The organism is Cyclobacterium sp. SOCE241, from assembly GCF_056867545.1.
Genome location: NZ_CP149779.1, coordinates 3,272,974 through 3,296,872 on the forward strand (window position 1 = coordinate 3,272,974; position 23,899 = coordinate 3,296,872).

The 23,899-nt window shown below is 38.8% G+C and carries 18 protein-coding genes and 2 pseudogenes; 6 read left to right on the forward strand and 14 right to left on the reverse strand.

Features of this window, described 5'->3' with window-relative positions:
• Both WG932_RS16335 and WG932_RS16340 read left to right on the forward strand, forming a co-directional pair.
• Nucleotides 1-207, forward strand: a complete 207-nt coding sequence (locus WG932_RS16335) for a hypothetical protein (RefSeq protein ID WP_483084714.1) — start codon at nucleotides 1-3, stop codon at nucleotides 205-207.
• An 8-nt stretch (nucleotides 208-215) separates the two neighbouring features.
• Complete coding sequence (locus tag WG932_RS16340) at nucleotides 216-956, forward strand: sugar phosphate isomerase/epimerase family protein (RefSeq protein WP_483084715.1); 741 nt, start codon at nucleotides 216-218, stop codon at nucleotides 954-956.
• Between the two features lie 91 nt (nucleotides 957-1,047).
• Here the strand turns inward: WG932_RS16340 and WG932_RS16345 are convergent, their stop codons facing one another.
• The 3 genes from WG932_RS16345 to WG932_RS16355 all read right to left on the reverse strand — a co-directional run bounded on the left by WG932_RS16345 (nucleotide 1,048) and on the right by WG932_RS16355 (nucleotide 3,895).
• Nucleotides 1,048-1,503: a DinB family protein gene (locus WG932_RS16345; protein ID WP_014019106.1), complete on the reverse strand. Its 456-nt coding sequence runs from the start codon at nucleotides 1,501-1,503 to the stop codon at nucleotides 1,048-1,050.
• 137 nt (nucleotides 1,504-1,640) lie between these two features.
• Nucleotides 1,641-2,228: a hypothetical protein gene (locus WG932_RS16350; RefSeq protein WP_014019107.1), complete on the reverse strand. Its 588-nt coding sequence runs from the start codon at nucleotides 2,226-2,228 to the stop codon at nucleotides 1,641-1,643.
• Between the two features lie 167 nt (nucleotides 2,229-2,395).
• Nucleotides 2,396-3,895: a M28 family peptidase gene (locus tag WG932_RS16355; RefSeq protein ID WP_014019108.1), complete on the reverse strand. Its 1,500-nt coding sequence runs from the start codon at nucleotides 3,893-3,895 to the stop codon at nucleotides 2,396-2,398.
• A gap of 175 nt (nucleotides 3,896-4,070) precedes the next feature.
• On the opposite strand from WG932_RS16355, the gene gcvP reads away from it, so the two are divergent.
• On the forward strand, nucleotides 4,071-6,953 hold the full coding sequence (gene gcvP / locus WG932_RS16360) for an aminomethyl-transferring glycine dehydrogenase (protein ID WP_041934567.1): 2,883 nt from the start codon (nucleotides 4,071-4,073) through the stop codon (nucleotides 6,951-6,953).
• A 186-nt stretch (nucleotides 6,954-7,139) separates the two neighbouring features.
• On the opposite strand, the gene fumC is transcribed toward gcvP, so the two are convergent.
• The 5 genes from fumC to WG932_RS16385 all read right to left on the reverse strand — a co-directional run bounded on the left by fumC (nucleotide 7,140) and on the right by WG932_RS16385 (nucleotide 12,032).
• Nucleotides 7,140-8,540 (reverse strand): class II fumarate hydratase, encoded by a 1,401-nt coding sequence (gene fumC / locus WG932_RS16365; RefSeq protein WP_014019110.1) that lies wholly within the window; start codon nucleotides 8,538-8,540, stop codon nucleotides 7,140-7,142.
• A 270-nt stretch (nucleotides 8,541-8,810) separates the two neighbouring features.
• Nucleotides 8,811-9,146 (reverse strand): hypothetical protein, encoded by a 336-nt coding sequence (locus WG932_RS16370; RefSeq protein ID WP_483084716.1) that lies wholly within the window; start codon nucleotides 9,144-9,146, stop codon nucleotides 8,811-8,813.
• Between the two features lie 28 nt (nucleotides 9,147-9,174).
• A complete protein-coding gene (locus WG932_RS16375) occupies nucleotides 9,175-9,555 on the reverse strand; it encodes a RidA family protein (RefSeq protein WP_014019112.1) in 381 nt (126 codons plus the stop codon).
• A 75-nt stretch (nucleotides 9,556-9,630) separates the two neighbouring features.
• Nucleotides 9,631-10,320 carry a response regulator transcription factor gene (locus tag WG932_RS16380; protein ID WP_149392021.1) on the reverse strand — a complete coding sequence of 230 codons (690 nt, stop codon included), beginning with the start codon at nucleotides 10,318-10,320 and terminating at the stop codon, nucleotides 9,631-9,633.
• A complete protein-coding gene (locus WG932_RS16385; protein WP_014019114.1) occupies nucleotides 10,317-12,032 on the reverse strand; it encodes a sensor histidine kinase in 1,716 nt (571 codons plus the stop codon). The genes WG932_RS16380 and WG932_RS16385 overlap by 4 nt, the downstream gene beginning before the upstream one ends.
• Nucleotides 12,033-12,227: 195 nt before the next feature.
• On the opposite strand from WG932_RS16385, the gene lysA reads away from it, so the two are divergent.
• Both lysA and WG932_RS16395 read left to right on the forward strand, forming a co-directional pair.
• Complete coding sequence (lysA, locus tag WG932_RS16390; protein ID WP_014019115.1) at nucleotides 12,228-13,460, forward strand: diaminopimelate decarboxylase; 1,233 nt, start codon at nucleotides 12,228-12,230, stop codon at nucleotides 13,458-13,460.
• A gap of 365 nt (nucleotides 13,461-13,825) precedes the next feature.
• Nucleotides 13,826-14,065, forward strand: coding sequence for a hypothetical protein (locus WG932_RS16395; RefSeq protein WP_014019116.1), 240 nt, complete (start codon nucleotides 13,826-13,828; stop codon nucleotides 14,063-14,065).
• Nucleotides 14,066-14,655: 590 nt separating this feature from the next.
• Here the strand turns inward: WG932_RS16395 and WG932_RS16400 are convergent.
• The 6 genes and pseudogenes from WG932_RS16400 to htpG form a co-directional block, all read right to left on the reverse strand.
• Entirely contained in the window at nucleotides 14,656-15,243 is a 588-nt protein-coding gene (locus WG932_RS16400; RefSeq protein WP_014019118.1) for a precorrin-2 dehydrogenase/sirohydrochlorin ferrochelatase family protein, read from the reverse strand.
• 6 nt (nucleotides 15,244-15,249) lie between these two features.
• Nucleotides 15,250-16,026, reverse strand: a complete 777-nt coding sequence (gene cobA, locus WG932_RS16405) for a uroporphyrinogen-III C-methyltransferase (RefSeq protein ID WP_483084717.1) — start codon at nucleotides 16,024-16,026, stop codon at nucleotides 15,250-15,252.
• Nucleotides 16,023-18,125: a HEPN domain-containing protein gene (locus tag WG932_RS16410; protein WP_014019120.1), complete on the reverse strand. Its 2,103-nt coding sequence runs from the start codon at nucleotides 18,123-18,125 to the stop codon at nucleotides 16,023-16,025. Before WG932_RS16410 ends, cobA begins: the two co-directional genes overlap by 4 nt.
• Before the next feature lie 37 nt (nucleotides 18,126-18,162).
• Complete coding sequence (locus WG932_RS16415) at nucleotides 18,163-18,888, reverse strand: phosphoadenylyl-sulfate reductase (protein WP_483084718.1); 726 nt, start codon at nucleotides 18,886-18,888, stop codon at nucleotides 18,163-18,165.
• 129 nt (nucleotides 18,889-19,017) lie between these two features.
• Nucleotides 19,018-19,428 carry an RrF2 family transcriptional regulator gene (locus WG932_RS16420; RefSeq protein ID WP_483088664.1) on the reverse strand — a complete coding sequence of 137 codons (411 nt, stop codon included), beginning with the start codon at nucleotides 19,426-19,428 and terminating at the stop codon, nucleotides 19,018-19,020.
• Between the two features lie 243 nt (nucleotides 19,429-19,671).
• A pseudogene (gene htpG, locus WG932_RS16425) lies at nucleotides 19,672-21,553 on the reverse strand (molecular chaperone HtpG).
• A gap of 323 nt (nucleotides 21,554-21,876) precedes the next feature.
• Here htpG and WG932_RS16430 point away from each other — a divergent pair.
• Nucleotides 21,877-23,876 (forward strand): annotated as a pseudogene (locus WG932_RS16430) (glycoside hydrolase family 95 protein); the annotation flags it as partial.
• Nucleotides 23,877-23,899: the final 23 nt, after the last annotated feature.

A 23,899-nucleotide genomic window follows, 5' to 3' on the forward strand; every position in this document is an offset into this window, starting at 1 on the left:
ATGGAAAGGAGAAAATTTCTAAGTAACTCATCCCTAGCCCTATTGGCAGCAGGAACCATTGGAACCCAACGCTTGAATGCAACAACAAAAGCGGTGAGAAAATTTAAAATTGCCCTAAATCCTGGTATTATTGGAGTAAAGGCAAATCTTGCACAAACACTAGATTATGCCATTGCTTATGGGTATGAAACCATCCCCCTTTTGTAGAAGAAGTCATGCAGGATTATTCTCCGGCTCAAATAGCAGACCTAAAGGACAAAATGAAGGCAAGTGGAATAGGTTTTGGCTCCACCAATCTGCCCGTAGCATTCAGAGAAGACAATCGCAATTTTCTTGAAGACTTTAGAAAATTAGAATCCTTTTGTAAGACAATGGAAAAACTTGGGGCCACCCGCATTAATACATGGATTATTTCTTCTCATAATTCCCTTACTTACAATGAGAACATGAAGCAACATGCCTACCGACTAGGGGAGTGTGCTCGGGTAATGAAAGATTATGGCATTAGGCTTGGGCTGGAGTACCTTGGGACAAGACCCTTGCTCATACAAAATAAGTACCCTTTTATATCCACCATGAAAGAAGGGCAGGAACTCATAGCAGCCACCGGCCATAGTAATGTAGGCTTTGTTTTGGATTCGTTTCATTGGTATACTGCAAATGACAATAAAGAAGATATTCTCAAACTTAAAGCAGAGGACATAGTGGTAGTGGATATTAATGACGCAAGAAAGGGTTTTAGCAGAGAAGCTCAGGTGGATTTAAAGCGAGAGCTCCCTTTGGCTACAGGCGTTATCAATCTCAAGGCTTTCATGGAAGGCTTGGTGGCCATTGGATATGATGGTCCCATTAGAACCGAGCCATTTAATCAAATTCTCAATGACATGGGAAATGAAGCAGCCCTCCAAACAAACAAAGAGGCCATCAACAAGGTCCTTGCCTTGGTAAACTTGTAAAATTTATTGATTACAATTTGAACATAATTGATACCTGACCGGCTATTTAATAACCCGAATAGAAGCAAGATAAGGGTAGATTGAGCCTATTCTAAATAAATTTCCGAATACTCATCACATACCCCATATGTAGTCCTTCATGAAAATTATTGAATACAATTGCATCTTCCACAGAGCTTAAGTGAAAACCCGTTTTGGTGGTTCTCTCATGGTAAGAAACAAACTTCCCATTGAAATAGTCGGATTCTGTTTGTGGGATTAAATCCATTAAAAGCGATTTCAATTCTTTATATTCATCAGCTGACACCGGGGTTTCAGGTTTGGTCCCTATGCCATACTTTCCAAACATCTCATCCGATATTTGGGCGGGCAATCCTGATCCCTTGTATACAAGCCCTTGCTGGGCTACAATGACATGTCCTATATTCCAAATCAGGTTGTTATTAAACCCTTGAGGTATATGGTTTAACTGTTCGAGCTTATAACTTTCAAGCAATGTAAGGAAAAGGTTTCTACTTGTTTTCCAAGTTTTAAAGGTAGCTTTCATTCAAAGAATCAAATATTTTTTTCGGTCAATCAAAAGGCTTATTCTTCCCAAAACAAGACTGATTTTGACATAACTTATCGAATAAGGAATTAGCTCAGGACTCCTCCCGGTAGGCCCAATCAACTGACAATGGTCAACTAATCTTTGGGAGGACTAATCATGATATGAGCTCTATGTGTACCCGGATCCATTATCCATGGCATACCGGGAAAATCAGGTTTGGTGGACAAACCCGTACTTTCCATGGTGGCCCATGGGATATATACCACATAGCGGAGATAGCTATTGTCCACTTTACCTTTCATGGGATCAAAATCAGCTTTATCTGCGGACAATACATAGAGGGAAGCAGGCTCACTAGGCATTTTTAGACTGCCACTTTTGGCCTCCTTCTCGCGAGTATCAAATATTTGTTTGAAGTTTTTACCTTCCTTTTTCAATGCTCTCCCTCTTTCCATAAATGGCTCCAAGTCCTTATGATAACAAGAAGCACTAAACCCTTCAGCATTGGGATTATCCGCAATACAAATCATTTCATTACTTCCTTCTCTAAGCACCGTCCACTCGCCGTTCGCATCATAACCATAAACCTTTGCTCCTTTCCTGAAATCTTGAGGTGCAGCCAGAACAGCAGCCTTAATCTGCGCGGCTTTATCCGGAATTGTTTGAGCTTTTACCTGACTTGCGAAAAATAAAACGAAGAGACTGAAGACTATTTTTTTCATGATCATTGTTAGGATTGATATCACTTAGAGTTTATGAATATAATCAAAGTTTTTGAGTCCCATAAGCGATTGCGGAGAAATCTAAAAAGAAGCTACATTATAATAAGCTAAAAAGGGCTAAAGTAGTTTTACCTTAGCCCTTTAATATTTAACTTTTGACAGTAAAATTACCTATCGGTCCGATTGTTTGTACCGTCCACAGGAGTTCTATTTTCACGGTTGGCCAAATCCCAAGCTGTATGGAAAATCAATTTCGCTCTTTTCTCCATCAAATCAAATTCAATTTTATCCACCGTATCAGTAGGTTTATGGTAATCATCATGAACTCCGTTAAAAAAGAAGATAACTGGTATATTGTGCTTGGCAAAATTGTAATGATCGGACCTGTAGTAAAACCTATTTGGATCATCCTCTGCATCATACCTATAATCTAATATTAGATTGGTATAGGTGATATTATTGTATTCATTGATGACCTTCAATTGGGAAGACAGCATTTCGGAACCTATCACATAAACATAGTCTTGATTCTCTGCATCCTGGTATTCATAATCAATCCTTCCCACCATGTCGATATTGATATTGTTTACCGTATTCTCAAGAGGGAAAATAGGATTTTCGGAATAATACTCAGAGCCAAGCAAACCTTTTTCTTCCCCTGTCACATTTAAGAAAAGTATACTACGTCTTGGATTATATCCATCTCTTGCAGCCTGAGCAAATGCCTCTGCAATTTCCATTACAGAAACAGTTCCTGATCCATCATCATCTGCACCATTATTAATTTCACCTGTGCTACTGACCCCGATATGATCGTAATGAGATGAAATCACCAACACCTCTTCCTTTTTATCTGTTCCTTCTAGAAAGGCCATTACATTTTCTGTGTCAATAAAATCTTTCTGTTTCACCACCTTAAACACGGCCTTCTGAGAAGAGATTACTGATGGATCATTCTTGGCCGCTTCTTTGAGCAAATCCACAGGAGATTCAAAAAGCTCTGCCATTTTGATAGAGCTTACCATAAATACCGGTTTTTGTTCTGTTGGTTTATCAAAGCCCATCCTGCCTTTACCAGACAAGCTTTTGTATCGATTGGCCATCCTATCAAAATTGGCTTGCCCTTCCATGGTTACAATCAAGGCACCTGCGGCACCTGCATCCATCACTTTTTCAACGGCTTGCCCAACACTATTTCCGATGGCCCATAATCCAACCAGTTTTCCTTCAACCTCTACTTTTGAAAGGTTTTCATCTGAGGCTAAACCTAAAAACACCAAATCAGTCTTTTTATTTCTCTTCATATCTGCATCTCCTACAAATACAAAATCCTCATTTAACACCAACTTGCTTTTACCTATTTTTAAAGAAACTTCTTTCCAGCTTACGCTTGACAATTGAAAAGGCTGTAGATAGCTCCCATTCACAGGCCCTTTAAGGTTATTTGTTTTGTAAAAATCTATTAGGTAATCTGCTGCCATTTTTTGTCCTTCAGACCCCGTATCCCGGCCTCTAAGCTCGTCCGAAGCTAAATAAGTCAAGTGCTTTTTTAAATCACTTGCCTGAATGGTTGATGCATATTTTAATGAAAGATCCTCCTGTCCAAAAATTGGATTTGAAAAAACTACAAAAATAAATATTGCAACTAAAGTTGATTTATTTTTCATATTGGTTAATTAAGTTTATAGCTAAGGTAGATTTTGCCAATATCTCCCATTTTAACTGGTTTATATGAAGTAATTTAAGCATAAATAAAAGACCTAAATCAGCTAATATTTTTAACTTTACGGATCGATTTAAGATCTATTGGCCGCGCCAAAATTAATCATATTTTATCTTTTTATGAAAATCAATCTCGCCTCATCCGAAAAATTTAGAAATAGACATATTTCACCCTCTGAAAATGAGCTTCAGGAAATGCTAAATACCATAGGAGTAGATTCCTTGGATACCCTAATTGACGAAACCATCCCTAGCACTATCCGACTAAAGCAGCCATTACAACTGCCGAAACCACTTTCTGAAAATCTATTTCTTAAATCTTTCAAAGCTACCATTGGCAAAAACCAAATTTTTAAATCTTATATTGGCTTAGGTTATTATGACACCTTAGTCCCCGGAGTTATTCAAAGAAATATTCTTGAAAACCCGGGCTGGTACACCGCATATACTCCCTATCAGGCCGAAATAGCGCAAGGAAGATTGGAAGCCTTAATTAATTTTCAAACCATGGTTAGCGAGCTTACAGGAATGGAGTTAGCCAATGCATCTTTATTGGATGAAGGGACAGCCGCAGCGGAGGCCATGACCATGCTATATGCAGCCAAAGCAAGAAGCAAGAAAAAAGCCACCACATTTTATGTAGACGAAAAGGTTTTTGAGCAAACCAAAGAGATTTTAAAAACAAGAGCTACACCTATTGGTATCACTTTAAAAATCGGCCCTTTATCTGACCTTGACCTGAGCGATCCGGAATTATTTGGGATACTAATACAATACCCCAATTCGGATGGAGAAATTATCAATTATGAATCCTTGGTTAATGCTGCAAAGGAAGGTCATGTCAGCACCGCTTTTAGTACCGATTTATTGAGCCTTACTTTGCTAAAGCCCCCAGGGGAAATGGGAGCGGATGTAGTTATAGGCAGTACACAACGATTTGGTGTCCCTATGGGATTTGGAGGCCCTCACGCCGCGTTTTTTGCAACAAAAGAATCCTTTAAAAGACAGATCCCCGGAAGAATCATTGGGGTGTCTGTGGACAAATCAGGAAAAAATGCTTACCGAATGGCACTGCAAACCAGGGAGCAACATATCAAGAGAGAAAGGGCCACCTCCAATATATGCACGGCACAGGTCTTGCTAGCCGTCATGGCCGGAATGTATGCTGTTTATCATGGCCCAAAGGGTCTGAAAGCCATTGCTTCACGGACGCATGGATTGGCCGTCATGACTGCTAAATGGCTTAGTGAAATAGGTTTTGAACAGGTTAATAAAGCTTATTTTGACACCATCCGGATCAAGGTGGATCAAGTACAGAAAGAAAAAATCCGTGCATTTGCGGTGTCTAAAAAGTTAAATTTCAGGTACGATGAAGGGCATATTCTTTTAAGTTTCGATCAAGCCAAAACCAGACAAGATGTAGTGGAAATCTTTGAAGTATTTGCCAAATCCACCAATAAGCTGCAACCTGAGGTCCCTGAAATTCCAAGTCAGATTGATGCGACCATTCCATCTGAATTAGAGCGAAAATCCAAATTTCTCGAGCATGAGGTATTTCAAAAATACCACTCTGAACATGAAATGTTACGCTACTTGAAAAAACTTGAAAACAAGGATTTATCTTTGGTTCATTCCATGATTTCATTGGGTTCCTGCACCATGAAACTCAATGCCACCACTGAAATGATTCCCATCACTTGGCCGGAAATTGGTCAGTTGCACCCATTTGCACCCCAAGATCAAGCGGCAGGTTATTATGAAATGTTTCAAGATCTTCGGAATTGGCTAAGTGAAATCACCGGCTTTTCTGACACCTCCTTGCAACCCAATTCAGGTGCACAAGGTGAGTATGCAGGTTTAATGGTGATCCGCGCATACCATCAAAGCAGAAATGAAGACTTTAGAAATGTTGTACTTATCCCTTCTTCAGCTCATGGAACCAACCCGGCCTCTGCAGTTATGGCGGGAATGAAAGTGGTGATTGTGCCTTGTGATGAAAAAGGGAATATTGATGTGGATGCTTTCAAAGAAAAAGCAGCTACCTATAAAGACCAATTGTCTGCCCTTATGGTCACTTATCCTTCAACCCACGGGGTTTTTGAAGAAGCGATTAAAGAAATCTGTGACCTTGTACATGAATACGGTGGACAAGTATATATGGATGGAGCCAATATGAATGCACAGGTGGGACTGACCAGTCCGGGCTTGATCGGAGCAGATGTTTGCCACCTAAACCTTCACAAGACTTTCTGCATACCTCATGGAGGAGGTGGACCGGGAATGGGCCCAATTTGTGTAGCCAAACATTTGGTACCTTTTCTTCCGGGAAATCCTTATGTTAAAACCGGAGGTACCGCTGCCATTACGCCAATATCTGCAGCACCTTTTGGTAGCTCAAGTATATTACCTATTCCTTATGCATACATCGCCATGATGGGGGAGGAAGGCTTATCGAAAGCTACGAAAATTGCAATTTTAAATGCCAATTATATCAAAACACGTTTAGGTGCAGATTTCCCAATTCTTTATACCGGAGCCAATGGTCGTGCCGCTCATGAAATGATTTTGGATTGCAGGGAATTCAAGGCCTACGGCGTGGAAGTGGAAGACATTGCAAAACGACTTATGGATTATGGTTTTCATGCACCTACCGTTTCATTCCCGGTACCCGGTACGCTTATGGTAGAGCCTACTGAGTCAGAATCCAAGGATGAATTGGATCGATTCTGCGAAGCCATGATTGCTATTCGTCAAGAGATCAGAGAAATAGAAGAAGGAAAAGCTGATAAGCTGGTAAATGTATTGAAAAATGCACCTCACACAGCCTCAAGTATTATTTCAGACAGCTGGGACATGCCATACAGCAGGGAAAAAGCTGCTTATCCGCTCCCTTTTGTTAAGGAGAATAAATTTTGGCCGGCGGTGGGCAGAATAGATGCTGCCTATGGAGACCGGAACCTAATGTGTAGCTGTATTCCTACTTCTGATTTTGAAAACGAATAAAACAATAAATCCGGATTATGTAATAGGATTCGTATTGAATATTGTAACTTAAAAGAAAGCCAAGCTCTTTTTGAAATAATTTAGCAGGTTTTCGGTTACCCGTTTCATATTTCGGTTCAAACAAGCATAATTAAAAAGCCCCAACTTACTATTGAAGTTGGGGCTTACTATTTAAAACAAAGGGGATTATTTTAAACTTCCTGTCATGTCTTCAGGACGTACCCATTCGTCAAACTGCTCATTGGTCAATAAACCAAGATCAAGGGCGGCTTCCCGCAAGCTTGTACCCTCTTTATGGGCTTTTTTTGCAATTTTTGCTGCATTTTCATAGCCAATATGTGGGTTAAGTGCTGTAACCAACATCAAGCTATTTTCAAGGTGTCTTTTGATAAAAGGAACGTTTGGCTCAACACCTACCACACAATTATCTGTAAATGAAACACAAGCATCTCCCAATAGTCTTGCTGAGTTAAGTAAATTATTTACCATCATTGGTTTGAACACATTCAGCTCAAACTGACCGCTCATTCCGCCCACAGACACCGCTGTATCATTGCCAATAACTTGGGCACAAACCATTGTCATAGCTTCAACTTGTGTAGGGTTTACTTTTCCGGGCATGATAGAAGAGCCGGGTTCATTTTCAGGAATCAAGATTTCACCTATGCCGGATCGAGGACCGGAAGACAACATCCTAACATCATTGGCGATTTTCATTAGGCTGACAGCTAATTGTTTCAGAGCACCATGGGTCTCTACAATGGCATCATGTGCTGCCAAGGATTCAAATTTATTAGGAGCGGTCACGAAAGGATTGCCTGAATAATGGGCAATTTTCTCTGCCACCAATTCAGCATAACCATTAGGTGTATTCAATCCAGTACCTACAGCAGTACCTCCCAAAGCCAATTCAGAAAGATGTGGCAGGGTATTTTTGATAGCTTTTATGGCATGGTCTAGCTGAGCAACATAGCCTGAAAATTCTTGTCCGAGTGTAAGTGGAGTGGCATCCATAAAGTGAGTTCTCCCAATTTTGACCACCTCCATAAACGCCTCAGACTTGGCCTTAAGGGTATCTCTAAGTTTTTCCACACCCGGAAGTGTTGTGCCTACCACCATTTTGTAAGCCGCAATGTGCATCGCAGTAGGAAAGGTATCATTGGATGACTGAGATTTATTCACATCATCATTTGGGTGAATTTTCTTTTTCTCATCTTGCAAATTTCCACCCAAAAGTACGTGAGATCGATAGGCAACCACCTCATTGACGTTCATATTGGACTGGGTACCGGATCCGGTTTGCCAAACCACTAAAGGAAATTGGTCGTCCAGTTTACCTTCAAGAATTTCATCACAGGTTTGGCTAATAATATCGGCTTTTGCCTGATCCAACACACCAAGTTCAGCATTGGCCTGTGCGGCAGATTTTTTTAAAATAGCAAAAGCATGCACAATCTCCAAGGGCATCTGGTGTTTTGGGCCACCAATTTTAAAGTTATTCACAGACCTTTGGGTTTGTGCGCCCCAAAATTTATCTGCAGGAACCTCAACCGGCCCCATGGTATCTTTCTCTATCCTGTATTCCATTATAATATTTATTGAAAGTTTATAAATTGACTGATTGATCCGCTAAAATACGACAGGGCGGCCACAATCCATAAAGGAGAGACAAAATCTTGATTGCCGGTGCTTATTTAAATGGTCAGGATTTAAAGCTTCATTAGTTCATGAAATAAGGATTGGCTTTCTTTTACTTTTTCTTGAAATATACCCATGTAAAGCCGTAATTTCCCAGCCCCACTAAAAAACAAATCAATGCCAATTTCCAATCCTGAACTACGGATAAAAACAATACTGTTAGACCAAAGGAAACAATGGCCCAAAATCCCAAGAAAAAGAAGAAGCTCCCGGAAAAAAGCAATAATTCAAGGAGACCAAGCAGCCTTTTGGGAGTGGAGCAATTTCTCCTTTTATCAAAGGCAAAAAACTATCTGCTCTATCAATTATTTTTGAAATCCTAAAACTGTTTTCCCCAATATTGCCATTAAAAAATATGGTTTTACCGGGAGGTAGGTATTTTGTTTCATCAAGAAAGTCTACAGGTCTGGTTATCAAAGCTATCCTCGCCATCACTTCCTTACTTCTCAAGGTGCTTACAAAAGTCTCACTATAGGTAGGAACCAGTCTCACCATACCCTAAAATGCTTAATCCCAAAAAGTTTTACAAAACCGCTATACAAGAAATCTCCACCTGAACATCTTTTGGTAAGCGGCTTACCTCTACAGTTTCCCTTGCGGGTGGATTGGTTTTAAAATATTGTCCATAGGCTTCATTAATGGTGGAAAAATCAGCCATATTTTTGACAAAAATACTACATTTCACCACATTGGAGAAGGTTAGTCCAGAGGCGCTGAGAATGGCATCCAGATTTTTCATAACTGCATGGGTCTCTTCAGTAATATTGGCATTAAGCAATTCACCGGAATCTGCATCAAGGGCAATTTGTCCAGAAACAAACAGCATACCATTGGCTTTTACAGCTTGACTATAAGGACCTATCGGAGCAGGAGCATCCGGAGAATTGATAATTTCTTTGGACATAATTTCTTAAGTTAATGATTGGAATACAAATTAAACTTTAATCGCTTAAATAATCAATTAACTTAAAAAAAGCCACTAATTGACTACCAACTTAAACCCTTCTCCATGGAGGGTAATGATTTGAACGGAGCCATCATTTTTGAGCAATTTCCTGATCTTACTAAGGTATACATCCATGCTTCTGGCATTAAAATAACTGTCATCCCCCCAAATTTGCTTTAATGCAAAAGATCGGCTCACATTTTCATTCAATGAAGAAGCCAATAAACGAAGCAGCTCATTTTCTTTGGAAGTCAGCTTATTTGTTCCTTCGGGTCCTTCCAGCTGTTGTTTGTCATAATGAAGGGTAAAGTTGCCAAATACATAGGATTTCAAGGCTGCCTTTTCGCCCTGACTATTGGTTCTTCTCAAAATGGCATTGATTCTCATCAGGAGTTCTTCCATGCTAAACGGCTTGGTGATGTAGTCGTCTGCCCCAATCCTAAAACCCTTAATAACATCCTCTTTCATGTTTTTTGCTGTCAGGTATATTATGGGAATATTTTCTTCTACCTTTCTTATTTCTTTACCCAAGGTGAAACCGTCCTTGACCGGCATCATTACATCTAGCAGACACAACTGATAGTAATCTTTCTTGTATTTATTCCACCCCTCTTCTCCATCTCTGCATAAAATTACTTCAAAGCCTTTCACGCCTAAATATTCCTTCAATATATCTCCCAAGTTGGGGTCATCTTCTACCAATAAAATTTTGATCTTGCTCATTTATTTTTGGGTAAGTTTATAGTAAACACGCTTCCCATCCCGGGATCGCTATCTAACCGTATCGTTCCTTTATGTGCTTCTACCATGGTTTTAACATAAGAAAGCCCTAATCCAAAACCTTTGACATCATGCAAATTACCTGTTGGCACACGATAAAATTTGTCAAATATTTTTTTCTGCGCTTCCTTACTGATGCCAATTCCTTTGTCACTTATCGACAAGGTAAAGTTTGTTTCAGTCTCAACAACAGTAATTTTAATTTTGGGAGCATCTTTCGAATATTTATTGGCATTGTCAAGCAAATTGTTTAAGATATTGTTCAGGTGAAAAACATCCACTTCCAATTGCCCTGTCAAGAGGGAATATTCAGTTGTAAGTGTTCCTCCTCTATTTTCCACAAGCAATTCAAAATGCTTTTTGGTGGCTTCAATAAATTCTTTTAAATCAACTTTTTCAATTTTAAGATTAAAATCATTTTTTTCTAAGGCAGCAGCTTGCAATACTTGTTCAACTTGCTTTCCCAGCCTTATATTTTCATCCTTTATGATGTTCAAATACCTTTTGCGCAAAGCTTGCTCTCCAAATAAATCCGGATCCTGCAGGGCTTCTACAGCCAAACTTACTGTGGATATTGGTGTTTTAAACTCATGTGTCATATTATTAATAAAGTCATTCTTTATTTCAGAGACCTTTTTCTGTCGGATAATTACCTTTATGGCATACACAAAACAAATAATGATGATACACATAAATACCAAAGAACTGCCCAATGGCAAAAACACTTGTTGCATCAGGTAATTTTGTTTTTCAGGAAAATGAATGACCAAATAATTCTCTACGCCCAATAGGTCACTCGGAAATAATTCCGCTTTAATTCCCTGATTTTTCAAAAATTCCAAATCGCTTACATGGCCAATACCAACGATTTCATTTCTATTACCAACGATACCTAACTCAAATGGTTGATCAATATTCCTATTGATTAATTGATCCCTGACTTCTTTTCTTACCATTGTGGTATCTAGTCTATCGAGCACATGTTGATTTCCTTGAGCCAATAATTGATGAATTACGACTTCTACTAATTCTATTTTCATATTGGCCTGTACAATGCTTTCGGCCACATTTCGTGAAACATTTAACTCTTCAATGATAAAATTTTGCCTGCTATTGGCATATTGCCTTTTGCTCATTTTCCGGTCTCTCTCGCTTAGAAATTGCAGATAGCGTTCTTTTTCAGCAAGCAAAATTGCTAATTCATCAGGAGTAAAAAGACTGGATGCCACCGAAGGGGACATGTAAAAATATTTTTCTATTTGGCTAAAAGTTTTGGGCTCCCCCTCTTTTGAGGCAATTAATTTTCTAAAGGTAGGGGATATTTGAGGTATAGGTTGATCAAAAAGTGAATCCAGTACAGAAGGCCTGTTTACGGCCACTTTTCGCCTTCTTACTTGCAACTGTATTGGCTCAATGGGTTGCAGTAAAGCCTTTTGAAAAATTGTATCTCTGGCGAGAGAACTCAACAATATATCACTTGCTTCCCCTTTTTCTATACGGTCGGAAGTTGAAGAGAGTGCTTGATAAACATTTTGTTCAAAACGTTCTTCATTGATTTTAAGCACATTCCCCACCCAATAGAACTGAAACCCTATCAATCCTAAACTTGCTAGGGACATCAAGAAAACAATGATTTTGATACTCGTTTTTGACATATTACAAATCTAAATGATTACCTCCTCTAAATCACTTCCTTAACTTTTTTAACAGGTAAAACCTTAGCAAAATCCAATTTGGTATTATTTAATAACCCAAATTAATCAATCAAGATTCCGTTTTAGCAGGACTTATCTCTTTTACATTTTAACTTTAACATCCTTTATCTATCTTTGCAGGCTAAATCACAAGCAATGGAAATCAAAAACCAACAATATTGCATAGGGGGAATTCCCTTACTAAATATTGCCGAAAAATACGGTAGCCCTGTATATGTTTATGACGGGGAGAAAATCCTTCATCAGGTAGAATCTTTAAAAAAAGCTTTTGCTGATGTTAAGATGAAAATTAAATATGCTACCAAGGCGCTTTCTAATATCAACATTTTAAAGCTGATGAAGAAAGCAGGAACCGGGGTAGATGCCGTCTCCATAGAAGAGGTAAAGCTTTGCTTGCACGTAGGCTTTTCCCCGGAAGAGATCATGTATACACCCAATTGTGTTGATTTTGAGGAAATCAAGGAGGCTGTAGCTTATGGAGTTATGGTAAACATTGATAGCATTCCTATGCTTGAGCATTTTGGAACGGAATATGGTAACGATGTTCCCATTTGTATCCGTTTAAATCCTCATATTTTAGCCGGTGGAAATGCAAAAATCTCTGTGGGCCATATTGATAGTAAATTTGGTATCTCCATCTTACAATTAAAACATGTCATTAAGGTAGTTCAAGCCTATGATTTGAACGTAGTAGGTCTTCATGTCCATACCGGATCAGATATTCTTGATGCTGAAGTGTTCTTGCAAGGCGCAGAAATCCTATTTGATGCTGCCAGAGAATTTAAAGATTTGGCTTTTCTGGACTTTGGAGGTGGGTTTAAAGTTGCCTATAAAAATGGCGACATCACCACAGACATTCAGGATGTAGGAAAGAAAGTTTCTGCCGCATTTAAAAAATTCTGTAAAGAATATGGTAGGGAATTGGAAATATGGTTTGAACCGGGTAAGTTTTTGGTAAGCGAATGCGGCTATTTACTTACCAAAGCCAATGTCGTTAAACCTACTCCGGCCACCACCTTTGTAGGTGTGAACTCCGGACTCAATCATTTACTGAGGCCAATGATGTACGATGCTTACCACAGTGTGGTGAACATATCCAAACTTGATGGCCCTGAAAGAGTCTACACCATAGTGGGTTATATCTGTGAAACAGACACTATAGCTGCAGATAGAAAAATTAAAGAAGTTAAAGAAGGAGACATTATCGCAATTAAAAATGCAGGAGCATATGGATATAGCATGTCTTCAAATTACAATTCAAGGTTTAGACCTGCTGAAGTATTGATCCTAAATGAGAAAGATTATTTGATTCGAAAGCGAGAAAGCATGGAGGATATACTAAAAAATCAAATTTCAATCGATTTTTAATAAAAAGGGGCAAAAAAATTGCCCCTTTTTAATTTTAGCCTTTTTGTTACTTTTTCCAAAATTCCTGATGGAAAATTCATTTTTCAATCCACCAAATAAAACTCCGTTAATTCCCCAATTTCATCTAAGAAATTATTTTTAATTGTGATTTGTATATTCCAATTTAATTCTATTATTTATAGAAATATAACAGCAATTAAGGATTTCATTAAACTGTATTTCAATAACATAAAATAATATTTCAAAAATTGAATTACAAAAAATGACTTCCGTAAAGCAAATTACATTATCTGAAACAATATTTTACTTATTTACCGAGTGAAATATTAACAGAAAAAAAATTTTTACTATTTAACTATTATACGATGATGGCGTCCAAAACAAAGGCAATTATGCAGGTCCATTTGGATCAAAGAAACAATGGAGGAATTGGAGAAGACCTTCTTGAATATGCGGAAACCTTAAGTGAAGCATTGGGAATGGATACTGTCAAAATCCATCAAGAAATGCAGAATGGTGATTTAAGCCATTTGATTGCAACTTTTAACAAATATTTCAGTGACTATATCGAATTACTTGATACTGATCAGGCGATCGATTTGTAATTGAAGGTTGAGGGTTGATTGTAATTAATTTTCAACCTGAAAGAAATTTTTAAACTTCTTTTTTTCATGCAAATACAGCAAAATTATTTATCTATTTAATAAGGCTTCTTTTTGTAGCTTAGATCTGTAAACAGCAAGATCACATTATAAGAATGAACTATCGGTGAGGTTAAATCCATAGCATCTATTTCTGTACAATTCAGCTTTTGGTTTAGCGAAGGTTAAGTCAGTACGTTTTAATTTTATTGGTTTGCCTATTGTTCATTTGATCCAATAAAACGGATTGATTGACAAGTTGAGCCGTAAATTGGTTACTTGTCTACAAATTAGTTTTTGCCAATTCGTCTTGACAATAGGTAGAAAACACATGGTTATTTTTTAGGGAAAAGCCCAACAAACTGGCCTTTATCCAAATTAAATGTTATATTTAATTCTACAAATAACCAAAATAACCATGTATAGACACATTGATCGCTTCTTACAGTCCGATTTAAAACTGAATGAAGAACAAAAATTAAAATTATTGAAATCCTACATCAATGATTTGAAAAATGAACAAATAAAAAGGGGCTAAACAGCCCCTTTTTTATTTATTCGTCTTTATTATTCTTCTTCATCAAGCCTACAGTTAGTTTATTTAAAGCATCAACCTTTTCCTCAAAATCACCTTTTAAGGTCGCTCTATACTTATTGATGTTTTCAACCATCTCATTGATATCATCTGGGATAATTTCTTCAAATAGTTGTCGTAACCTTTTGGCAGTAGTAGGGCTTTTCCCGTTGGTACTGATGCCAATTTTAATATTGCCTTTGGTTACGATCCCCCCAAGGTAAAAGTCACAGAACTCAGGAGTATCTGCTACATTAACAAGCAAATAGCGCTTTTTAGCATCTCTATAAACCTGCTTATTGACCTCTTTGTCATCAGTTGCTGCAATAACCAGATGCTTTTCATTGAGATACTCTTCACTGTAAGCCCCTTTCACCAATAATATGTTGGCGTTATTTGTAGCAATTTCAACAATTTCCTCCAAAAAGGCTTTGGAAACAACAGTCACCTTAGCATTCGGACTTGATTTCAACAGAAAAGTTAATTTCTCTAATCCGACATTTCCACCGCCAACCAATAAGGTTTCTAATTGGTGCATCTTTAAGAAAACCGGATACAATTCATTCATTATTAACTAATTCAGTTTATTTTCAAAGACAACAGCCTCATAAATTGCTTTTAATTTCGGACTTTCTCGAACCACATCACCAATAATAATGATAGCAGGTGCTCCTACTTGATCTTCATGCGCTTTCTTTTCAATATTGGCGATGGTCCCAGCCACGATCTTTTCCTCACGAGTAGTCCCACGCTCTATGATAGCTATGGCCTTATCTGTAAAGCCCTGCTCTTCATAAATACGCACAATCTCTCTCAGCTTCCTTGTCCCCATTAAAAGGACAACTGTAGCCTTGGATTTACTGGCCAGCAATAAATCTCTTGACAATTCACCATTCGATGTGGTACCTGTAATCACCCAGTAGCTCTCTGAAACACCCCTTTTAGTTACAGGTATTCCAGCAGCTGCAGGAACGGCAACAGTGGACGATATACCGGGAACAACATCTACCTTAATCCCAAATTCTTGGATATAGTCCATTTCTTCCGCGCCTCTTCCAAAGACAAAAGGGTCTCCGCCTTTAAGCCTTACCACATGCCCAAATTTTTTGGCATAGTAAACACACATCCGGTTGGTTTCTTCCTGTGGGTTTTTCTTGCTACCATTTCGCTTGCCTACATAGATCCTTAGGGCCTTATCTGGTGCATGATTGAGCAAAGAAGTATCTATCAAGGCATCGTACAACACCACGTCTGCCTTGTTAAGTGCCAAAATACCTTTCAATGTAATCAATTCCGGGTCACCGGGACCGGCACCTACCAGGGTAACCCTTGGTCTAATCTCATTCATCATGCATGTACTTCTTTAGCTCTGAAATCGTTTATTGCATCAAATACCTGTTCTGCAATTTTATAGTAAGCCAAAGCAAAGGTTTGGGATGGTTGATTTTCTTTAATTTTGTAAACCAAGTCAGAAAATGATTCCGGTAGATTAATCTTACCACTTTCTGTAAAATGCTTATCAAATTCGTTTACAATATGCGCATAGCTATTGGTTTTGGCTCCCTCTGCAGTAAGAATGGCTTTGGCTGCATTCATCATACTGGTATACGTCTGATAGATACCGTCTGACCATTTTTCCTCTTTCAAACTATCTTCAGCACCTGCTAATTTCTCTCTCGCTTCCAACAATAGGGTGGATACCAAATCAATCACAACACCAGCACATTCCCCTACACCGATAGCTTTGACATAAGCTTCATCATTACCCCAGTCAATAAAGTCACTGTCAATGATATTATCTGTACTGGCCAAAGGCTTCAACATTTCATAGAAATACATTTGTCCTTTTCTCTCATAATAAGCAGCATAGCTCTCGTTATTCTCCGCCCCTGACTTGAAGTCATTTAACAAGACGCGCAAAGCTTCAGGACCTCTTTTACTTGGCACCTTGATTACTTTATCTGAAAACTTACCTTTTCCATCTCCAAAGGTGGCACCACCCAACAACACCTGTAATGCCGGCAAGACTGCTTTCCCTACTTTCATAGACATTCCTTGGAAGCCTATTGAGGCCATATTGTGTTGCCCACAGGCATTCATACATCCGGAGATTTTAATAGTCAGGTCTTTATTTAATAAAAACTCCGGATATTCATCTAAGATCACTTTCTCCATTACTGCAGCAGCACCGGTACTGCTGGCAATACCTAAATTACAGGTATCTGTACCCGGACAAGCAGTAATATCTCCTACAGAATTGTATCCATAATCTACCATTCCTAACTTTTCCAATTCTTGGTAAAAGAAAGGAATTAACTCCTCTTTCACGTCTCTTATCAATAGATTCTGACGAAGAGTAAACCTAATTTCATCACTGGCATATTTCTTAACCAAAGCTGCCAATTGTCGGGCTTCTTTCAAATAAAAATCACCAAGATGCACCTTCACGCCGATAGAAAAATAACCTTCTTGCTTCTGAGGCAATACATTGGTCAGTTTCCAACGTTTATAATTCTCATCCGTCGGCACAGTAAATTCAGGCATCTCCGGGTTAGGTAAAACCCTTTCAGCTTCATATTCTGTGACATCAATTGGATAATTTTGAAAAGGAAGGGCAAGTTTTTCCTCTTCCACCAATTTCAAAAACTCCTCTACACCAAGATTGGTGATAAGGAATTTCATCCTAGCTTTCATCCTCTTCGCTCTTTCTCCATGCCTATCAAAAATCCTAACTACTCCTTCAATAAACGGTATGATTTGATCGGTAGGCAAGAACTCATATACCACATCACCGTGTCTGGGCTGAGAACCTAATCCTCCACCCAATAGCACTTTAAATCCTCTGATCTCTTCCCCATTTTCCTGCTTAACTTTGGCAATAAAACCAAGATCATGTAAATAAGAAAGTGCGGTATCCTCATCAGAAGAAGAAAAACTTATTTTGAATTTCCTCCCCATCTCCTGACTAATGGGATTCCTAAGCATGTACCTGAATGTAGCGTCGGCATATGGCGTTACATCAAATGGTTCATTGGGATCTATTCCTGCAGTTTCGGAAGCTGTCACATTTCTTACAGTATTACCACATGCTTCTCTAATGGTAACATCATCCTTATCCAATTCTGCCCAAAGTTCAGGCGTACTGTCTATGCTGACATAGTGGATTTGGATATCCTGTCTAGTAGTGATATGCAACCTTCCTGTGGAGTACTTTTCAGACACATCACAGATCCTATTAAGCTTGCTAGACGTCACTCTACCATAAGGCAATTTAATACGTATCATTTGAACGCCTTCCTGGCGTTGCCCATATATTCCACGAGCTAATCGAAGACTTCTAAATTTTTCATCATCAATTTTCCCGTTTTTAAAAAGGGCTATTTTTTTCTCCAGTTCAAGAATATCTTTTTCTACTACCGGATTTTCTATTTCAGTTCTGAAACTTTGCATCTTAAATATTTTTCAGTTTTAGCTGTAACTAATTTAACTAGGAATTATTGGCAATGGCTCCCTGCTCATGCAGACCACATTCTTTCTGAGAAGCTTCCCACCACCATCTTCCGGCACGGGCATCCTCTCCCGGCATTATCGCGCGGGTACATGGGGCACAACCAATACTCACAAACCCTTTGTCATGAAGGGTATTGTATGGAATGCTTTCTTCCTTGATATATTTCAACATATCCTCCATGGTCCAATGCAACAAAGGATTGTACTTCAATATCTGATTTCCTTCATCCCATTCCAATAACTGCATGGTTTGGCGATTAGGGCTTTGTTCTGCCCTTAGACCGGTAATCCAGACCTTATTCCCTTGTAAGGCACGCTTCAAAGGCTCAACCTTTCTTACGTAGCAACATGACTTCCTGTTTTCTACCGACTGGTAGAAACCATTGATTCCATTACTACTAACCAAATCCTCAACAGCAGCTGTATTGGGGTAGAATGGCTTGATCGATACTCCGTATTTGACAATCGTTTTGGACCACAAGTCATAGGTCTCATAAAACAACCGTCCGGTATCCAAAGTAAAAATTTCAATTGGAAGCTTATTATTGGCTATTTTCTGAGTTATCACCTGATCTTCCTGACCAAAGGATGTGGAGAATATAACCTCATTTGGGAATAGGTCTGTCAATAGTCCCATAGCCTCTTCAATAGATAATTTTTCTATCCTTTGAATAAGTTCTTTAATTTCACTTGCTTCAATCATATTAAATCGTTTTGCTGAAGGTAATTGTGGGTTAGAAAATCACCTTTTATCCGGCCATGACTTACACAGTCTTCCGGAAACACAAAAGTACACAAAACCTACAAATATTATAGAGTAAATGGAAAAAAATTATTCCCGCTCCAAAATATCTTGTAAGGTTTTCATTTCTAATATTTTAAGGGTTTCATCTCTCACCTCTGCCATTACCATATTTAGCCCACATTTCTCCTGACTGGCGCATTCTTCACAGGGTTCATAGTAGTTCAAGCTAACACAAGGCAACAAAGCAATGGGACCATCAAGCAGTCGTATTACCTTTGACAAAGGGATTTCATTGGGAAGTTTTATCAGGTAATACCCTCCTCCTTTGCCTTTCTTGCTGCCCAGCAAACCTGCTTTCTTCAATTCTAAAAGAATGTTTTCTAAAAACTTATGGGATATATTGTGGTGGGTAGAGATTTCTTGAATGGGAACAGCTCCCTGATCCTTATGTTTACCCAAATAGGTCAAAGCATGAAAAGCATATTTTGTTTTTTTGATAGCATGGGTTTTGTAAAGGTTTGCTTAACGTTAAACCGGCAAAAGCAGCAAAGATTCACTCTCTTCCTTATTTCACCGAAGGTCTCCTTGACTAATTCAATTTAAAGATAAGGACTTTCCAATAAAAATTTAATTTCTTAAGTTTGATTATAACAAATTGAAAAATTAACGGATATAAATAAAAAATAAGCGCTGGTATTAACCAAACGCTTATTTTATTATATAAGTAAGAAAATCAGTATATTAAATCAAATCCACACTTCGTTTCACAAAGGCTGTCAAGGCTTTGCCTGTCAACAATCCCTGAGAAACCAAAGCCAGATCAAATGCTTGCTTGGCAAGTTTCAATTGTGCCTCCTCATCTTCAGTTTTCAAAATTTTATCAATAACGGGATGGTTTCCGTTAATTCCCACTTTATAATTGTCCGGCATGGCACCGTAAAAACCCATTCCACCACCGTTTTGCGCCATATCTTTCATCCTCCGCATAAATTCATCCATGGTAATAGTCACAGGCATTTCCTCCGGACTTGCGCCTTCAACTTCCACCGAATAAGATTGGTTGGCAATGGACTTTTCAAAAATCTCTTTCACCTTCTTGGACTGATCTTCGCTCAATAGGTTTTCATAGCCACCTTCTTTTTCAATAAGCTTATCCACCACATCAGCGTCCACCCTCTTCAGACTGGTATTTTCCAGCTTGCTTTCAATGTTTTGGATAAAATGGCTGTCTATTGGTGAATCCATCAATAACACATCATAATCTTTTTTATTCGCAGACTGAATGAAAGTATCTTGTTTATCCGCATCTGTTGCGTACAGGTAAACTAATTTGTCATCTTTCCCTGTCTGCAGCGGCTTCACTTTTTCTTGGTATTCATCCAAGGTAAAATATTCCCCATTGGTGTTATTCAGTAAGACAAAGTTTTTGGCTTTCTCATAGAATTTATCTTCTGAGATCATGCCGTATTTCACGAAAAGCCCAATATCTTTCCATTTTTCTTCATAAACTTTCCTGTCTTTTTTATAAAGTTCTCCAAGTTTATCAGCTACTTTTTTGGTAATGTAATTGTTGATTTTCTTAACATTACTATCTGCCTGTAAGAAACTTCTAGATACATTTAGCGGTATATCCGGGGAGTCAATTACCCCATGAAGTAACATTAAAAATTCAGGTACAATGTCCTTAACTTCATCCGTTATAAACACCTGACGACTAAAGAGCTTAATCTTGTTTCTTTGAAGCTCAAAATCATTCTTTACCTTAGGGAAATACAATACTCCGGTAAGGTTAAAAGGATAATCTACATTCAAGTGAATCCAAAAAGCGGATCTTCACTCATTGGATATAGCTCCTTGTAAAACTTCAAATAATCTTCATCAGTAAGCTCACTTGGTGATTGGGCCCAAATAGGGTTGGTTGTATTGATGATATTGTCAACCTCCACCGATTTCCATTTCTTCTCTCCTTTATCATCCACACCATCCTCTACACTTTCCGTTTTGGTGCCAAATCGAATCGGTACAGGTAAAAATTTAGCGTACTTGTCTAAAATTCCTTGAAGCTTGAATTTATCCAGGAATTCTTCTGACTCGCTATTAATATTTAAGGTAATCTCTGTACCTCTTTCTGTTCTAGTTCCTTCGGAAATTTCAAACTCAGTACTTCCATCGCAGGTCCATTTGGCAGGTTCTGCACCTTCTTGATAGGACAATGAATCTATCTCAACGGTATCTGCCACCATAAATGCAGAATAAAAACCCAAACCAAACTTACCTATGATCTCATTGGCATCTTTGGCATCCTTGAATTTTTCCACAAATTCGGAAGCACCCGAAAAGGCAATCTGATTGATGTATTTTTTGATTTCCTCGGCCGTCATACCCAAACCACGGTCAGTAATTTTGATCCACTTTTTATCCTTATCAAAATTTACATCTATGGTTAAGTCTCCTAGCTCACCTTTGTACTGCCCCAACGTAGCCAACCTTTTAATTTTCTGTGTGGCATCCACTGAATTGGACACCAACTCTCTTAAAAGATTTCATTATCAGAATACAAGAACTTCTTGATAATGGGGAAAATATTTTCGGTATGAATCGAAATTGTACCTTTTTCCTGCATGGTATTTTTATTTTTATTTAAACAATGTCAATTATTTCGATTCGCTTAAATCAAGACTTGTTCCAAACTCATTTTAATGTCAAATTGTCAGTACCCCTTAGAGGCAGATGAAAAATCAAGGCTTAGCGTTTAAATTATTCCCTTGTCTAAATTATGAACTCCGTTTACAGTAATTTAAGAAAAGGAATGAAAATATTTTAGTATTATGCCTTTCCATCAAACCCAATTGAGCATGCGTTTCATTATTGTCTTATTACTTTTAAACCTGACATTGTTTCTAGGAAGCTGTCAAAGTGAAGCTAGGAAAACCAACAATTCAAAAAATGCAGCTTTGGTACACCTCTCCCGCCAATGAATGGCTGGAAGCTTTACCAATAGGCAATGGGAGATTAGGGGCCATGATTTTTGGCGGGGTGAAAGAGGAACAAATTCAGCTTAATGAGGAAAGCCTTTGGGCAGGAATGCCGGAAGACCCTTACCCCGAAGATGTACAAAAGCATTATGCGGCCTTTCAACAATTAAACATGGAAGGTAAATACGAAGAAGCTTTAAAATACGGCATGGAACATTTGGCCGTATCGCCGACTTCCATTCGATCTTATGAACCACTTGGGGAATTGCATATTACTTTTGACCATCAAAAATCTCCTGAAAATTACCGCAGGACCCTAGACCTGGAAACCGGAGTCGTAATTTCCACCTACACTATTGATGGGAAAAGATACCTACGGGAAGCATTTTCTTCCGACAAATACGACGTGATCTTTTATCGTTTTCAGAGTTTGGATGGAGAGCCGGTAAACAGTACTATTCGCTTTGATCGAGAAAAAGACATTGTTCAAAGCATAGGTGAAGGTGAGATACTTATTGTAGATGGTCAGGTATTTGACGACCCTGATGGCTATGAGGACAATCCCGGAGGTTCAGGAGAAACAGGCAGGCATATGAAATTCGCCTCTCAAATAACTGCTACTTTGGATGAAGGAAGCATGAGTGGAAATGAGAATACCCTCAACATTGAAAACAGCACCGGATATACCGTTATTGTTAGCGCAGCGACGGATTATAATTTAGCCAAGCTGAACTTTGACAGAAACATTGATGCAAAAGACAAGGCCTTAAAATCATTAAAAGGCGCCCTGGAAACAGCTTATAACACTGCTAAAGACGCGCATACTGCAGCACATAGTAAAATGTTTAACCGAGTAGCCCTATCTCTAGGAAGCCCACTTCAGGACACCATTCCTACTGACAAACGACTAGATCAGGTAAGAGAAGGCACCAATGACAATCACATTACGGAATTGTTTTTTCAATACGGCAGGTATCTTTTGATGGGCAGTTCTGTCAACAGGGCCATTCTTCCTGCCAATTTACAAGGCATCTGGAACAAAGAGATGTGGGCTCCCTGGGAGTCAGATTTCCACCTGAACATCAACTTGCAAATGAACTACTGGCCTGCTGATCAGACCAACTTGTCCGAGTCCTTTGTTCCATTATCCAATTTCATGGAGAAATTGGCAAAAAATGGGGAGACAACTGCAGAAAAATTTATCGGATCTTCCGGCTGGATGGCACACCATGTCAGCAATCCTTTTGGAAGAACTACTCCATCTGGATCCACCAAGGACTCTCAAATGACCAATGGCTATTCCAACCCGCTTGCCGGAGCATGGATGTCCTTGTCCTTATGGAGACATTATGAGTTCACCCAAGACCAGGAGTATTTAAAGGAGACAGCATATTCTGTCTTGGCTGGTGCCGCACAATTTATTTTGGACTTCCTAAAGGAGAATGAAAAAGGTGAATTGGTCACTTCCCTTCTTACTCACCGGAAAACGCCTATATAGACCCAAAAACAGGTAAAGCCACAAGAAACACAACTGCTGCAAGCATGGACATCCAAATCATTAATGACATCTTCAATGCCTGCTTGAAAGCAGAGGAAATCATTGGAGACAAGCAATTGACTGCAGCCATAAAAAAAGCATCCAGCAAATTACCACCGATCAAAATCGGGAAAAACGGCACCCTTCAGGAATGGTATGAAGACCATGAAGAAGTGGAACCCGGCCACAGGCACATGTCTCACCTGTATGCCTTGTATCCTTCCAACCAAATCACAAAGGCTACTCCTGAATTATTTAAAGCAGCCGAGAAAACCATTAACAGGCGATTGACATATGGTGGTGCAGGACAGACCGGATGGAGCAGGGCATGGATCATCAATTTCTTTGCCCGCTTGCAAAAGGGAGAAGAAGGACTTGAGCATATCCATGAAATGATGGCCACTCAATTGTCTCCCAATATGTTTGACTTGCTGGGTAAAATTTTCCAGATCGAAGG

Excerpts from the sequence above, each read along its gene's own strand:
- WG932_RS16370 (WP_483084716.1), bottom strand. The coding sequence starts at position 9,146 with ATGGTGAGACTGGTTCCTACCTATAGTGAGACTTTTGTAAGCACCTTG.
- WG932_RS16410 (WP_014019120.1), bottom strand. The coding sequence starts at position 18,125 with ATGCAAAGTTTCAGAACTGAAATAGAAAATCCGGTAGTAGAAAAAGAT.
- WG932_RS16380 (WP_149392021.1), bottom strand. The coding sequence starts at position 10,320 with ATGAGCAAGATCAAAATTTTATTGGTAGAAGATGACCCCAACTTGGGA.
- gcvP (WP_041934567.1), top strand. The coding sequence starts at position 4,071 with ATGAAAATCAATCTCGCCTCATCCGAAAAATTTAGAAATAGACATATT.
- WG932_RS16385 (WP_014019114.1), bottom strand. The coding sequence starts at position 12,032 with ATGTCAAAAACGAGTATCAAAATCATTGTTTTCTTGATGTCCCTAGCA.
- WG932_RS16340 (WP_483084715.1), top strand. The coding sequence starts at position 216 with ATGCAGGATTATTCTCCGGCTCAAATAGCAGACCTAAAGGACAAAATG.
- WG932_RS16335 (WP_483084714.1), top strand. The coding sequence starts at position 1 with ATGGAAAGGAGAAAATTTCTAAGTAACTCATCCCTAGCCCTATTGGCA.
- WG932_RS16400 (WP_014019118.1), bottom strand. The coding sequence starts at position 15,243 with ATGAATGAATTGTATCCGGTTTTCTTAAAGATGCACCAATTAGAAACC.
- WG932_RS16395 (WP_014019116.1), top strand. The coding sequence starts at position 13,826 with ATGATGGCGTCCAAAACAAAGGCAATTATGCAGGTCCATTTGGATCAA.
- WG932_RS16415 (WP_483084718.1), bottom strand. The coding sequence starts at position 18,888 with ATGATTGAAGCAAGTGAAATTAAAGAACTTATTCAAAGGATAGAAAAA.
- lysA (WP_014019115.1), top strand. The coding sequence starts at position 12,228 with ATGGAAATCAAAAACCAACAATATTGCATAGGGGGAATTCCCTTACTA.
- WG932_RS16355 (WP_014019108.1), bottom strand. The coding sequence starts at position 3,895 with ATGAAAAATAAATCAACTTTAGTTGCAATATTTATTTTTGTAGTTTTT.
- WG932_RS16345 (WP_014019106.1), bottom strand. The coding sequence starts at position 1,503 with ATGAAAGCTACCTTTAAAACTTGGAAAACAAGTAGAAACCTTTTCCTT.
- cobA (WP_483084717.1), bottom strand. The coding sequence starts at position 16,026 with ATGATGAATGAGATTAGACCAAGGGTTACCCTGGTAGGTGCCGGTCCC.
- WG932_RS16350 (WP_014019107.1), bottom strand. The coding sequence starts at position 2,228 with ATGAAAAAAATAGTCTTCAGTCTCTTCGTTTTATTTTTCGCAAGTCAG.
- fumC (WP_014019110.1), bottom strand. The coding sequence starts at position 8,540 with ATGGAATACAGGATAGAGAAAGATACCATGGGGCCGGTTGAGGTTCCT.
- WG932_RS16375 (WP_014019112.1), bottom strand. The coding sequence starts at position 9,555 with ATGTCCAAAGAAATTATCAATTCTCCGGATGCTCCTGCTCCGATAGGT.